We start from the raw sequence: 13830 nt of genomic DNA on the forward strand, positions 1-13830 counted from the left end.
AGTCTGTTAAAAGATATTGGTTTCCATCATCAAAATCAAGGAAATGCCTGCTACTGCGCTCGAAAGTACTATTATCCAGTCGCGGCGTTTGGCACTGAACAGGTTCAGCATCAGGAAAGCAGCGATCAGCAGCAGAAAAACGATCAGTAACTGACCCAGCTCAATACCGACATTAAACGCCAGTAGCTGCAGCCAGGTATCACTGTTTCGTCCTAAAAGTGATTTCAGGTAATTCGAGAAGCCCATGCCGTGAACCAGCCCAAAAAAGACAGCCATCAGGTTGTGCATCGAAAAGATGGTGTGTTGCTTGCTGGCAGCGCCTTTCAGCTTAAAAAAGTTGGTAACGCAGGTGATAAAGATAGTTACCGGAATCAGAAACTCGATCAGGCCGGTATCAAACTTGATGATATTGAATGTGGAAAGAGCCAGTGTGATGGAGTGGCCAATGGTAAAGCTCGTAACCAGTGCAATTACTTTTCGCCAGTCTCCTAAGGTATAGATGGCACACAAGGCAAAGAGAAAAAGCATGTGGTCGTAGGCTTTCAGGTTAAAAATATGATGGAAGCCCAGCTCCATGTAGGTGAAAAATACAGATGACAAAGTGATGAAAGTATAGGTTATGGTATAAGCTGAGCGGTAAATTACATGTTTAAACTTTTGCATGCAATAGGAGGGATAAGGGATAGCATACCAGAATAAAACAAGCAGATAAATTATGTGAAATAAAGGGCAGTATCTTCTGAAATTTAGTACCTTTTGGATATGTTACGGCACCTCGGAAATCGCAGGAATTTCAGGCACAACATTCGGTTGGCAGCTATCCTTTGCCTTACCGCCGGATTTGTTAACATTGCCGGCTTGCTTGCCTTTGCAGTACTTACCACCAATGTTACCGGCCATGTAGCTTACTTTGCCGAAAGCATGGCGCAAGGCGATATGAGGGCGGTCCGGATTATCGGGTTGTGGATGTTCCTTTTTCTGCTGGGCGCTTTTACATCGAGTTTTATAGTCGGGCGGGTTGGCCGCGACCAGGTATTTGCCTATACAATTCCCATTTTTATAGAGATTGCGATTTTACTGCTGAATAGTATTTACGGGTACAAATATGATGGTAGTATAGTGATGCGCGAAGTTTTTGCGGGTAGTCTGCTTTTTGCCATGGGCCTGCAGAATGCCATGGTCTCAATGATATCAGGCTCCGTTGTGCGTACCACGCACCTTACAGGTATTTTTACTGATCTCGGAATAGACCTGGCGGCAGCCACCTTACCTGTACACCTGCGAAAGCCCGGACTACAGAAACGTATCGTACTCCGGTTGGTTATTATACTTTTCTTTCTGGCAGGGGCCGTTGCCGGAGGCTATAGTTACACGGTATTACAGTATTACACTTTCCTGATTCCGGCCGGGCTGCTTATAGTTGCTATGTTTTATGACATATCGCGGGTCCGTATCATAAAACTATGGCGGCACTTGCGGCATTTATCTGCTACCCGGTAACTCATAAACTATAAGAAAGCGGCGCCGGTAAACCTCTGTTTGCAGGCGCCGCTTTCTTATAGTTTATAGTTAATCTACTGTGTCTTCAATGTTGGTGGCCATCTCGTAATGTAGGCGCAACGTTGGAATAGACTTAAGCGCGAAATCTTTTACTGCCGGGTTTGTTGCATTCATGCTCTTGGCCTCATACATAGCAATGTCATGTTTATGTGCTGTTTCCATCAGGTCCATGTACTTTTCGTCGTAGCCTGAGCCGGTATAGTTATTCAGTTCATCTATCATTTTCTGGTGCATTGGCATAATTACATCCGATACCGTTACGCCCACCTGCGAAGCAGCAGCCTGTAGCTCCTGGCTACTCTTTGTGTGATGGTCCACAATCATCTGTGCAAACTCCTTTACTTTCGCATCAGTGGCCTTTTGTAGTGCCATGTTGCTTAGTTGTAGTTCCATAGCGTTGCTGCTTGCTGCCGTTGATATAAATGTGGCGTCGTCCATATTGGTTATAGTTACAGCAGCGCCAGTGGTTTCTGTAGTTGTGGTTTTATTGCCGGTAGCCATATCATTGCCAGTAGCAGCCTCAGAGGTCTCTGTAGTGGTGTCAGTGGTTGTATCCGTTGTTGTATCGGAGCTTGTACACGCTGCACCTGCCAGCAAGGCTCCCGCAGCAAATAAGATAAATGTTTTTTTCATAGTTTTATAGTAAGTTGTTAATATTCAGATAATTATACGATTGGTGGGCACAGGGGTTCAGGGTAGAGATATGACTCAGTATGGTAGCTATAGTTTGGGGTTAGGTGCGCAATCGGAGTAACATCAACCAGATGCCTGTTTCAGGCATAATCTCTGGAGTTGCTGTAGCGGTAGTTCTACAGATCCTCCGCGAAACTGATTTCGTAAGCCGAAAGCTCGTGGTAGGGTAAAGAAAAAGCCCCACCAGATGGTGAGGCTTTTTGTGCTAAACTAAACTTTAAACTTATACTTATTCACCGGTCGGGATTTCTACATCCACGTTGTTAAACTGTATCTTGCCATTTTCCAGCACAGCTTCCACTACAGAGTCCTTGCTTATAGTTCCGGCCAGGATCTCTTTCGACAATTCGTTCAATACCTGGCGCTGCAGCACACGCTTCAACGGTCGTGCACCAAACTGCGGATCATACCCTTGTTCGCCCAGGTAATCCAGTACCTCATCAGTAGCAATAAGTCGGATACCGGCTTCGTCCAGACGATCCTGGATGTGGCTAAACTGTATGGTAACAATTTTGCGGATATCGCCACGGCTCAACGGACGGAACATCACCAGCTCATCAATTCGGTTCAGGAACTCCGGCCTTACCGATTTCTTCAGTAGCTCAAACACTTCATCCTTGGTACGCTCGATCACCTCATCGTGATTAATCTCATCCATCAGCTCAAAATTGCTCTGGATAATATGTGACCCGATGTTAGAGGTCATGATAATGATGGTGTTCTTGAAGTTCACCACGCGGCCTTTGCTATCGGTCAGTCGGCCATCATCAAGTACCTGCAACAGAATGTTAAATACATCCGGATGCGCTTTTTCTATCTCATCCAGTAGCACCACAGAGTATGGCTTGCGGCGCACGGCTTCTGTCAGCTGGCCACCTTCATCGTAGCCCACATAACCCGGAGGTGCCCCGATCATACGGCTTACGGCATGGCGTTCCTGGTACTCACTCATGTCGATACGCACCATCGCGTTCTCATCATTGAACAGGTAATCGGCCAGGGCTTTGGCAAGCTCGGTTTTACCCACACCGGTTGTACCTAAAAATATGAATGAACCAATCGGACGTTTCGGGTCCTGCATACCGGCACGGCTTCGGCGCACAGCATCCGAAATGGCTTCAATTGCTTCTTCCTGGCCTGCTACACGCTTGCCCAGTTCCTGCTCTAAGTGCAGCAGCTTTTCGCGGTCCGATTGCAGCATCTTGCTTACCGGCACACCGGTCCACTTAGCAACAATTTCGGCAATATCTTCAGAATTCACTTCTTCCTTCAGCATCGGGTTTTCGCCCTGCATCTGGTGTACCTGCTCCTGTAGTTCTTTCAATTTTGCTTCTGCTTCCTGAATCTTTCCGTAGCGCAACTCCGCCACGCGGCCATAGTCACCACTGCGTTCGGCCTGCTCGGCTTCCAGTTTATAGTTCTCAATGTTCTCTTTCTCTTTCTGGATGCCTTCAATAATCTGTTTTTCGTTCTGCCATTTGGCTTTCAGGTCATCGCGCTTGGTCGAAAGGTCAGCAATTTCTTTAGAGAGGATTGTTTCTTTGTCCTTGTCATTTTCACGACGGATAGCTTCGCGCTCAATCTCCAGCTGCATAATTCGTCGCTGAATCTCGTCCAGCTCTACCGGCAGCGAGTCAATCTCGATGCGCAGTTTCGCAGCTGCTTCGTCCATCAGGTCAATGGCCTTGTCCGGTAAAAAACGGTCTGTAATGTAGCGGCTCGATAATTCTACAGCAGCAATAATGGCGTCGTCTTTAATGCGAACCCCATGGTGTACTTCATACTTTTCTTTGATACCACGAAGGATAGAAATAGCATCCTGTACGCTTGGCTCATCCACCATTACCGCCTGGAAACGTCGCTCCAGCGCTTTATCCTTCTCAATATATTTCTGATATTCTTTCAGGGTAGTGGCACCTATGGCATGCAGCTCGCCACGCGCCAAAGCTGGTTTTAAAAGGTTTGCAGCATCCATGGCGCTTTCTCCGCCCGCACCTGCACCAATCAGCGTGTGAATCTCGTCGATGAAGAGAACGATGTCACCTTCGGCATCCACCACTTCTTTGATTACCGCTTTCAGTCGCTCTTCAAACTCACCTTTATACTTGGCACCTGCTACCAATAAGCCCATATCCAGGCTCATCAGCGTTTTGTTCTTCAGGTTTTCCGGCACGTCGCCCGATACGATTCGCTGCGCCAGGCCTTCAACTATAGCTGTTTTGCCAACGCCAGGCTCACCCAGCAGTACAGGGTTGTTTTTGGTACGACGGCTCAGTATCTGCAGCACACGACGTATCTCCTCATCCCGGCCAATAACCGGATCGATCTTGCCGCTGCGGGCCATTTCGTTCAGGTCGCGGGCGTAACGTTTCAGCGAGTTGTACTTGGCTTCGGCGTTCTGGTCGGTTACCTTGGCACCACCACGTAGCTCTTTAATGGCTTTCTTCAGGTCTTTCTCATTAAACCCAACATCCTTCATCAAACCAGCCACACGGTCGCGACCAGCCAATATGCCCAGCAGCATGTGCTCGATAGCTACATACTCATCACCAAACTCTTTCAGGTATGAGGTTGCTTTTTGCAAGGCTGCATTGGCATCGTTAGCCAGATACGGGCTGCCGCCGCTCACTTTTGGGTAACCGGCCACAATCTCGTCGAGCTTGGTATGCAGGATGTTACCGTTGATGTTTAGTTTCTGGAGCAGGAAGTTTGTTACATTCTCGTCTGTCTCCAGTATTGCTTTTAAAATATGCCCGGTTTCGATGGCCTGCTGCTGAAAGCCGCCTGCTATCTCGGTTGCCTTCTGGATGGCTTCCTGGGCTTTAATGGTATAGTTATTAAAATTCATATCGTTTTGCCTGTTTTTCCTATAGTTATAGTTTACGAGCTACACAGCAAAGGGTACACCAATGGTATTATGGTATGATTTTACTGAAATTATGGCAGGTAAATTTTATAAGTTTTTACATTATCCGGACAAATTGACCGCTTGATTAAGACTGTTTGCAATCTATAGTTTGAATCAGGTTTTCGAGAGAAGAACTATTTACTGAAGAGCAGTTTATACTGAGTAAACTATAGAACAAAGCACTACCCTGATAGTAAAAATAGAAAAAAGGGTGATATGTAACTGATAATTTTAAAACTATGGAAAAACGCACTTTAAATGAGAAAGCTGAAGTAAAGAACTTCGGTTCTCCGGATGAAGTAAGAAACTTTCCGAAAGGAAAACTGGAACTAATTAAAGTGGGTGGTGCTATAGTTGGTAAAGCTACCTTAGAGCCCGGTTGGAGATGGGCCGAATCCGTAAAACCTATCGCGAAAACAGACAGCTGCGAGGCGGCCCACTTCCAATATCATATAGCCGGCGTGCTGCGGGTACGAATGGACGATGGTACTGAGTTTGACTGTAAACCTGGTGATGTATCAACACTGCCCCCGGGACACGATGCCTGGGTTGTCGGAGATGAACCTGCTATTATAGTCGATTTTCAGGGAATGGCGGATTATGCCAGATCGCACTAACTCAGGCTTTCGTTTTAGTCTCTCTACTCTTTCCTGGCTTCGGTCATTTGGTTTTGTTCAGCTACGTGTGACCCGGGTGAGTTTGCTATAGTTACATAATAACAGAAGGCAGTCGGGAGGCTGCCTTCTGTTTTACAAACTAATATAACCTGCTTTATTCTTCTACTTCCAGTTCTACTGTTACCCGCAGCTCATCTTCTACTTTAAACAAACCTCCTATTTTCTTTGGTGTGGCTAATCCTATTTCAGAGAAATTCAGGCAGATGTTGCTTCTCAGCTTATGTATACCCTTGACAGTGCATGAAGTAAAGTTCACATTCTGCAGCGGTATTGTTTTGCCTCCCACCATCAGGTTCAGATCGCCTTTGTATCCTTTGCCTTCCCGCTTCAGGTAAACTACTTCAATTCTGGTGTACGGGTGCTGGCTAACATTCAGCGCTTTTGCAAAATCCTTATTCAGGAGTACGTTCCCACAGTCGAATTCTTTAACAGGTATGGCCAGTTTCAGCCTGTCTACCCGTGGAATCTGCCTGTTGAGTAAAAGTGTATCTTTCTGGGAGCTGCTGCTGGTGTACGCACAGTTTATAGTGCCCAGTGTCGTGCCTGCTGCTACGGTTATCTTATTGCCCGTGATCACGACAAACTCTTTTTTCTCAGGCAGTACCATTGTACTCAGCATTGATACAGCAACCAGAAAGATACGAACAGGTAACATGGTTTTAAGTGTTAGAAAGATATGGCACCCTCGATCATGAAGCCATCAAACTCGCCGCCGTGGCGGATATCAGAAGGAGCAAACCCTTTGTACTGTTGTTTTACATACTCAGCTTTGGCAAGTATATTTTTGGTTACAAACCAGCCGCCGCCTACCTGCACTCTGCTCAGGTTCACTTCGTTGTTTTGCACATTCGGTGCAGATGCCAGTGGTGCAAGGCGTCCTTCTACCACATTGTAGCGGCCTGCTACGTACAGGTTTTCGTTGCTTCCGAATCTGTAAACCAGGTCAGTTCCCAGTTGTCTCCAGGTGCGGTCAGTTGGTTCGTCGTTTGCACCTAATCTGCCTTTGCCTTTTGCCTGCTCAAAGTTACCGAAGAACTCCAGGCCGTGGAACTTCACGAACGGGTTGATAACCATGGCAGTAATGCTGTTGGTAAGGCCCGGGTTAATATGACCTGAAGTGAAGTGGGTAGCAGGTGTTACAGCTGCGCCGCTTGCCACTTTAGCAGGGTCCATTACCAGAAAGTAACGTGAGCCGGCACGGTCGCCACCGTAGAGCGTGTTTCGCACAGAGCCTGCAGTTGTATACACAGAGCCTGTTAACCTAACTCTAAGGTCGTCTTTTATCTGGCTGTCGTAACCCAGCTTACCGATGAAAGAAGGCTTGCGCTGATCCGGGTTTTGGATGCCACCCTGTACTTCACCACCTGTAATAGAACCTACAGCCAGGAAGCCTTTGTATTGGTAAATAAGCTCTGCACCGATCTCAGTAGTAAAGGCATCCATAATGTAGTTGCCGACAAACGGGTTCTGCAGGGCATGGGCGTTATCTGTTCTGCGGTAGTGTGCATCGCCATAGTTTATCTCCATATGGCCCACTTTTACAGTCAGGTTCTCCATCAGTTTATCTACCAGCGGGCTGTTCAGGAACTCAGCTTTATCTACCTGAATAAAACCGCCTTTTACCCAGGCCTCAGAGTGGTGTCTTGATGACAGGTAAGTAATCAGGTTCAGTCGGATACCATCTGCGAGCGCTACATCCAGGTTAAGGTTGGCAGAGGCCAGGTTAAAGCCGTTCTCGATTGGCATCAGTTGGTTCAGGTTTACTTCGTTGCCGCCTTGCTGCTGCATGTTGGCTGTAGCACTGTTGCTGTGCTTCAGGCCCTGGAACTGCTGGGCAAAACCACCACCAAGTCTCACCTTTATGCCATCAAAGGCAATGGTGTCTTTTTTAGATGTCTCGAACGTGTTCAGACCTCTTTTATCGTAAGGTCGTGCGTAAGGCAGGTCAGATAAGGTGATCTGCGCAAAAGAGCTTATGCTTAAGCCAAGCAACAGGCCCAGGGAAAGTGTAATCTTTTTCATGATGACTGGTGTTTAAGTTCTTTAGTTTTTTGTGTAAGTTGAAGTCTGCTGGAAGCTTACCTTGAAGATCAGTTTAAGGTCGTTTCCGGTTTTTACAGTGCCTAAAAGTGCAGTTGGTGGTTTAATTCCGAATTCCGTGAATTTGATGTTCGCTTCGCCTGCCATCTGTATAAGTCCTGATTTTGTGCCTGTCTCCACGTTAAAGGTTACTGGCTTTGTAGTACCGGCTATAGTTAAGTTACCTACAGCAAGCGCGCGGTTATTGTCCAGGACGCGGAAAGAGGTCAGGGTAAACACGATATCAGGGAACTTGGCAGCTTTCAGCGACTCGTAGGCCAGGTCATCCATTTTGTCGGTGCCGCTCTTAACAGACTGGGTCTTCATGGTTACAGAAGCAGACTTCACGTTTTTAAGTGTGTTGCCTTCCAGTATCATTTCGGCTTTGCCAAGGGCCTGCACCGATGTCATTTCCCAGTCGTGCAGGGTAGAGGTGCCCTTTACTTTAAGTTCGGGCTTTCCGGCCAGCTTATACTGGTCCTGGGCGAGAAGCGTATTACCAAAGCTTAGTCCTAACAGGAGGCTAAACACGCTCAGCAGTTTTATGGAGTTAAAGATTTTCATGATACAAAGCGTTAAAGGTTATTACTGTTTGTGTTATTTCTATAATGCAAAGCTATGGAAGCCTACCTCCGCAGAGTATGACGTTGCGCAGTTAAAGAGATGACTCTCGTTAGCATAAAAGATGACGAAAGGCAGTATTAGCTAATAAAAATTGCTTTATAGCGATATTTATAGTTTTAATGGAACAGAAGTGGGCGCTCAGCAGTATGGAAATCGCCGGCAGAAAGGATATGGAAAAGTATTGTTGGAAGGGAAGGAGCTTAAATTACTTCTGTATGACAGGACCGGACACCTCAAACTATAGTTTGCGACAAGTTGCGGGTTTCGCACTTGTTTTGAGGCGTGGACATTTGCTCCATGAAACACTTTTCAAAAGAGTTGAAAGCTCCGCTCCTGGGTAGAGCAGGAGGCGATCTCGTCAATTTTTAGAAATACTATAAGCCGTTGTTGCGTCTTTTGACCAACAACTTGCTGATGAGAACCCACAGTAAGGACATAAGCTATAATCTGGGTAGTCTCCTTATTTTCTAAAAACTGTTGGCGTTGGGTAGGTTTGCTGCTATCGTTCGGGTTGTATGACGCAACTACACTTCGCTTTTGAACACCGCAGCATAATGGTCGGCCAGGCGGGTGGGTTCCGGTAGCTTATGTTTTATGGCGCAGGCCATGGCTATAGTTGTAGCCGTTTCAAGGTCCATCAAATGCCCTGGCGAAACGAATACCGGCTTTACATTGTCCTTGGTGCGGAGCACATTGGCAATTATCTCATCTTTATAGATCAGTGGCGAGATAGAACCTTTGCTTGTAGCGGGCTCTTTATACTTGCCTACCAGCACTTTTTTGGCCACACCCATCGTTGGTTTGTTTAAATGGATACCCAGGTGTGTGGCAATGCCCAGGCGGCGCGGGTGCGAAATGCCGTGGCCATCCACCATAATCAGGTCGGGCTTCTGCTGTAGCTTTTCATACGCTTTCAGTAGGTTGGGTGCTTCCCGGAAAGCCAGGAAACCGGGAATATAAGGTAACTCCACAGCTCCAACATGGTACACCTTTTCTATCAGCTCCAGTTCCGGGTAAGTGAGCAGCACAAAAGCCGAGAGTATCGTGTCTTCTCCAATAAAAGAGGAGTCGCAGCCGGCAATCAGTTTCAGGTCAAAGTCAGGTTTCTGGAGTATAATGCGCTCCTGCATTTCACGCTGTTGTTCGGTTAACCGGGCAAGTATAACCGGGTCAGGCGCAGGATAGTCGAAGCGTCGGAAATAAGACATACTTTTAGTTTGGGAGTTAAAGAGTTAGAAAGTTAAAGTGTTAGAGAATTTGGGAGTTAAAGTGTTAGAAAGTTGGGTGTTTTACATTCGTTTCTTTGTTGATGCTTACGTTGTTTGCTCCTCTTACGACGATTAAGGCAAAAAGCTAACTGAAGTTTGCCCCTGAAAGCTCACTTTCTCTTTAACTCCCAAATTCTCTAACTCTTTAAATCTTTAACTCCTAAACTCCCAAACTTGCTACGCGCTGCAGGGGTAGATAAGTTTGGCGAAAAGCAGGCGCCAGTGCCCATCTATAAACCCGAAATGAAACTCGAAGGAGGTAGCCGTGTGCAGCACTGACTTTTGAACAAAAGGTAAAGTAGATTTTATAGTTTGGATCTGGCTTTCTGTTAGGCTGGCATAATTCCAGTAGCCGCTTTTCTGAAACTTGCCGGGGCCGGCCACAAAGCAACCGTCTTTACTATAGCCGCTCGTTTTCTTTTCATAATCCACATCTGCGCAGCTGAAGGTAGGCCAGGTTTCCTCTTTCAGATCACAGGTTTTTACTTCGTCCTTCACAGTAAAGAAAGACCTGTCCTGGTATTCACGTTTAAAATTTCGGATATCGGTAACGTGCGTCATTCTTGGTACAGCTCCGGGCTGCTCTATGATCCAAAGGCCGTACTCACGATGAATAAACTGGTTTATAGCTGCGGTGTCCGAAGTTTGCAAAGCCCTAAAGAATTGCTCGAATGCTACTTTAAAAACTGTCGTGTCTGTAGTGCTTTTATCTTCCTGACGCTGCGGCTCTTCCTGCACTGCTTCCAGCGAATCTATTCCATCTGCTATCGTTCTATTCTCCGCTGTGCGCTCTTCTGAGTTGCAACTGGTTGCCAGCAATATTAGTACTCCCAGCCAAAGTAGTTTCTGCATGTGGGTTGTGTTTTTTTCAGGAATACGTAAGCTGTTCAATTTCAGTCGTAAGCATGCTAACCCTGCTATCCGGCGGACGTACAAAAAAGGTGGGCCTTTTGTAGTCTGCCTGCCAGCTCTAACTATAAAACTATGGAGAACTATACTTTTAACGACACGGTACAGATTAATATACATCAGGTAGCCTTAACAGGAGATATTATAGTTCCTGAAGGTGCAACGGGCCTTATCGTTTTTTCGCATGGCAGCGGCAGCAGCCGCCTCAGTGAGCGCAATAGGTTTGTAGCAGAACAGCTTCAGCAGGCAGGGTTTGCCACCTTACTCTTCGACCTCCTCACGCCTGAAGAAGACCGGGATCAGGCAAAAAGATTCGACATACCCCTAATAACACAGCGCCTAGTAGATACAGGCTATTGGATACAGGAAAACCTGCTGCTCAACGAACTTACTATCGGTTTTTTTGGAGCAAGTACCGGGGCTGCATCAGCTTTAAGGGCCGCGGCTGCGCTTGGCCCCGATGTCATAAAAGCAGTTGTAAGCCGGGGCGGGAGACCAGACCTGGCAGATGAGGTATTGCCTGAAGTAAAATCGCCCACCTTGCTTATAGTTGGCGGAAACGATGAACCCGTTATCGGAATGAATCAGCAGGCATATGACAGGTTGCAGTGCGAAAAAAGGATGGAAATTGTGCCCGGCGCCACGCACCTCTTCGAAGAACCCGGAACCTTGGAAAAAGTAGCCCAGCTAGCTACAGACTGGTTTAAAAAATACCTGTAACCTAAATGTGTTACCTACCATAAACCGGAACAACCGAATTGAAAACCTGCGCTGCCATGTTCATCCATAATTCGAAATTCATAATTCATAATTTATAAAGGGCATGGAGATGATCAGGAACAGAGAGGAGGCTGCAGAAATGCTTGCTGATCGTCTGGAGAAATATAAAGGCCGGGATGGTGTGGTGCTGGCCATACCAAGGGGAGGCGTGCCGGTAGCAGCCCCCATCGCCAAACGGTTACACATGCCCCTGGAGGTGATGCTTATTAAAAAAATCGGTCATCCTGCCAACCCTGAGTATGCCATTGGCTCCGTTAGTCTCGACTCAATAACTATAGACCAAACTATAGAAGTGCCCCGGGACTACATAAATGCAGAAGCTGAGCGTGTGCGGGAGAGCCTCCGTAAAAAGTATAAACTGTTTATGGGCGAAAGGAAGCCCGTTCAGTTAAAAGATAAGTTGGTTATTATAGTTGATGATGGCATTGCAACCGGAAAAACGCTGATGGCAACTATAGAAGAGGTTAAAAAGCAGGGACCGGATAAAGTTATAGTTGCTGTTCCGGTAGCTCCGCAAGCTGCAATAGAACGTTTCAGGGAAGAGGCGGATGAGGTGATTTGTTTGCTTATCCCGCCATTTTTCCAGGCGGTAGGCCAGTTTTATGAAGAGTTCAGGCAAACCTCAGATGAAGAAGTAATTAAGTTACTACAGCATCAGTGATGATCTAATAAGCCGGCGAAACTATAAATTTACCCTGCATTACCTTATCGCCTGCTACCAGCTTTATAAAGTATAGCCCGTGACCTTCCAAACTAGCCGGTTCCAGGATGTTCCTATAGTTTCCTGCAGCATCTGTCTTGGCTTGAATAGTGCTTGCCACGCTTCCGTTGGCTGTATAAATAGTAAATTCCAGGGCTATGTTGGGTTGCAGATGCTGCGTTAAAATAACGATGTCTTTGTTCTGGCTTATAGTCGGGTAAATATAAAGTACGTTCTCCTGTACGGTATTGTAGATATGTATAATATCGGAAAAGGTATGATTGCCATCCGCATTTACCTGTCTTAATCTATAGTACAAGGTGCCGGGCCGGGGTGTTTTGTCCAGTAAACTATAGGTAGATCTTGTCTGTGTAGTTCCATTTCCAGGCACCTTATCTATAGCCATGAAGTGCAGTGAATCAGTGGAGCGCTCTACTTCAAAATAAGCGTTATTCTGTTCGCTCGCTGTTTCCCAGCTTAGTTGTACTTTGCCGTCGATTGTCAGTGTCGCATCAAAACTCAGTAAAGTAACAGGCAATGACTGCACCAGTAAAGGGTATAAAGTATCAAACCAACGCTGCGCCATTTTCACTTCTCCGCTTGTATTCGGGTGTATACCATCCCAGGTGTCTGCCCCGGTAGCAGCATCAAATCCTGTAAACTGGTCAACAAGCAGAACCGGCGATGCAGCGGAGCTTAATTCCTGTACCAGTTCCGGAATCTCTTCATTAAAAAGGATGATATTATTTGCTGCTTCAGGCCCGGCAGTACCTGCATCAGCAGGAATAAGTTTGGCTAGTAGTATGGTTACAGTCGGGTTCGTTTTCCTTATGATCCCAACCACTTCCCGGAGCTCATTCAATGTCTCATCTATAGGCTGATTCCGGAACATATCGTTGGTGCCAAGGTGCATCAGAACAAAATCGGGCGTATAGCTGGTGAGCCAGTCATTTAATTTTCCTGAGGCGGGCTGCTCGTTGTTGCCGTTTAAGATCTGGTCAGCGCTCCATCCCCAGTGCCCTTCGTTATAATTTGTAAAAGTCTGCCCCTGCAGTTGGGTGCCAAAAGCCGGCGACTGGCCTCCGTAATTCGTGTTATGAGAACCTACAAACGCGAAGTCGGTGCCTGCTTCAACAAGCATCTTCCAAAGTTCAAACCGGTAACTGGCGTAGTCGTTGTTGCCTTGGGTTATGGAATTGCCCAGGCACATAATACGCTTTGGCTGAGCCCAAACTATAGTTGGTAGCAGCATTGCGAAACAAAAAAGGATGAACTTTGTGAACAGGATCAATACGGATAGTATTTAAATTGAAGTTTCGCGCTCGCTAAAGCAAACAACCTGTAGTAACACGTAGTTGGGCCCGATTGGTTATAGTTTTGTTTTATAGTGCTCTGATTTATAGTTTGTTTCATGAAAGAGTGCACAGTAATAATTTGTTTATTTTCTATAGTTTAGAGCAGGAGAGTGCGCTGTTAACGTGGGAATTTGGACTTGATGTTAAGGCTTTGTTTTTAAGTAAAATTCTAATCAGCGAAAGCCGGTTGCATTGACCCACCTTTATCAAAAAGACTATTATATTTGTTGCTCGATCCGGTTAAGCAAAACAGATTGCCCTGAACCGGGTTTAACTA

Annotated in this window: 13 protein-coding genes; 4 read left to right on the plus strand and 9 right to left on the minus strand. The window is 46.4% G+C overall.

What is annotated here, in order from left to right; translation table 11 throughout:
• Positions 1–6 precede the first annotated feature (6 nt).
• A complete protein-coding gene (locus GSQ66_RS17715) occupies positions 7–600 on the minus strand; it encodes a HupE/UreJ family protein (protein ID WP_162429134.1) in 594 nt (197 codons plus the stop codon).
• Between the two features lie 162 nt (positions 601–762).
• Between GSQ66_RS17715 and GSQ66_RS17720 the strand changes: the two genes are divergently transcribed.
• On the plus strand, positions 763–1500 hold the full coding sequence (locus GSQ66_RS17720; RefSeq protein ID WP_162428677.1) for a YoaK family protein: 738 nt from the start codon (positions 763–765) through the stop codon (positions 1498–1500).
• A 69-nt stretch (positions 1501–1569) separates the two neighbouring features.
• Here GSQ66_RS17720 and GSQ66_RS17725 read toward each other — a convergent pair whose 3' ends face one another.
• Together GSQ66_RS17725 and clpB are read right to left on the minus strand one after the other, a co-directional pair.
• A complete protein-coding gene (locus GSQ66_RS17725; RefSeq protein WP_162428678.1) occupies positions 1570–2193 on the minus strand; it encodes a DUF4142 domain-containing protein in 624 nt (207 codons plus the stop codon).
• A gap of 289 nt (positions 2194–2482) precedes the next feature.
• Complete coding sequence (clpB, locus tag GSQ66_RS17730) at positions 2483–5101, minus strand: ATP-dependent chaperone ClpB (RefSeq protein ID WP_162428679.1); 2619 nt, start codon at positions 5099–5101, stop codon at positions 2483–2485.
• A gap of 299 nt (positions 5102–5400) precedes the next feature.
• Here clpB and GSQ66_RS17735 point away from each other — a divergent pair, with 299 nt between their 5' ends.
• On the plus strand, positions 5401–5778 hold the full coding sequence (locus tag GSQ66_RS17735) for a cupin domain-containing protein (protein WP_162428680.1): 378 nt from the start codon (positions 5401–5403) through the stop codon (positions 5776–5778).
• Between the two features lie 154 nt (positions 5779–5932).
• Here the strand turns inward: GSQ66_RS17735 and GSQ66_RS17740 are convergent, their stop codons facing one another.
• The 5 genes from GSQ66_RS17740 to GSQ66_RS17760 all read right to left on the minus strand — a co-directional run bounded on the left by GSQ66_RS17740 (position 5933) and on the right by GSQ66_RS17760 (position 10661).
• Positions 5933–6493, minus strand: coding sequence for a hypothetical protein (locus tag GSQ66_RS17740; protein WP_162428681.1), 561 nt, complete (start codon positions 6491–6493; stop codon positions 5933–5935).
• 11 nt (positions 6494–6504) lie between these two features.
• The gene (locus GSQ66_RS17745) at positions 6505–7860 is read right to left on the minus strand and encodes a hypothetical protein (protein ID WP_162428682.1); all 1356 of its coding nucleotides are present in this window, start codon (positions 7858–7860) and stop codon (positions 6505–6507) included.
• A 21-nt stretch (positions 7861–7881) separates the two neighbouring features.
• Entirely contained in the window at positions 7882–8481 is a 600-nt protein-coding gene (locus tag GSQ66_RS17750; RefSeq protein ID WP_162428683.1) for a YceI family protein, read from the minus strand.
• Positions 8482–9065: 584 nt separating this feature from the next.
• On the minus strand, positions 9066–9749 hold the full coding sequence (gene nfi / locus GSQ66_RS17755; protein WP_162428684.1) for a deoxyribonuclease V: 684 nt from the start codon (positions 9747–9749) through the stop codon (positions 9066–9068).
• A gap of 237 nt (positions 9750–9986) precedes the next feature.
• A complete protein-coding gene (locus GSQ66_RS17760; RefSeq protein ID WP_202923372.1) occupies positions 9987–10661 on the minus strand; it encodes a hypothetical protein in 675 nt (224 codons plus the stop codon).
• 132 nt (positions 10662–10793) lie between these two features.
• Here GSQ66_RS17760 and GSQ66_RS17765 point away from each other — a divergent pair, with 132 nt between their 5' ends.
• Both GSQ66_RS17765 and GSQ66_RS17770 read left to right on the plus strand, forming a co-directional pair.
• Positions 10794–11438 carry a dienelactone hydrolase family protein gene (locus GSQ66_RS17765; protein ID WP_162428685.1) on the plus strand — a complete coding sequence of 215 codons (645 nt, stop codon included), beginning with the start codon at positions 10794–10796 and terminating at the stop codon, positions 11436–11438.
• A gap of 109 nt (positions 11439–11547) precedes the next feature.
• Positions 11548–12159 (plus strand): phosphoribosyltransferase, encoded by a 612-nt coding sequence (locus tag GSQ66_RS17770; RefSeq protein WP_238395747.1) that lies wholly within the window; start codon positions 11548–11550, stop codon positions 12157–12159.
• A gap of 4 nt (positions 12160–12163) precedes the next feature.
• Here the strand turns inward: GSQ66_RS17770 and GSQ66_RS17775 are convergent, their stop codons facing one another.
• The gene (locus GSQ66_RS17775; RefSeq protein ID WP_162428687.1) at positions 12164–13489 is read right to left on the minus strand and encodes a GDSL-type esterase/lipase family protein; all 1326 of its coding nucleotides are present in this window, start codon (positions 13487–13489) and stop codon (positions 12164–12166) included.
• Positions 13490–13830 lie beyond the last annotated feature (341 nt).

The organism is Pontibacter pudoricolor, assembly GCF_010092985.1.
GTDB classification, from domain to species: Bacteria; Bacteroidota; Bacteroidia; order Cytophagales; family Hymenobacteraceae; genus Pontibacter; species Pontibacter pudoricolor.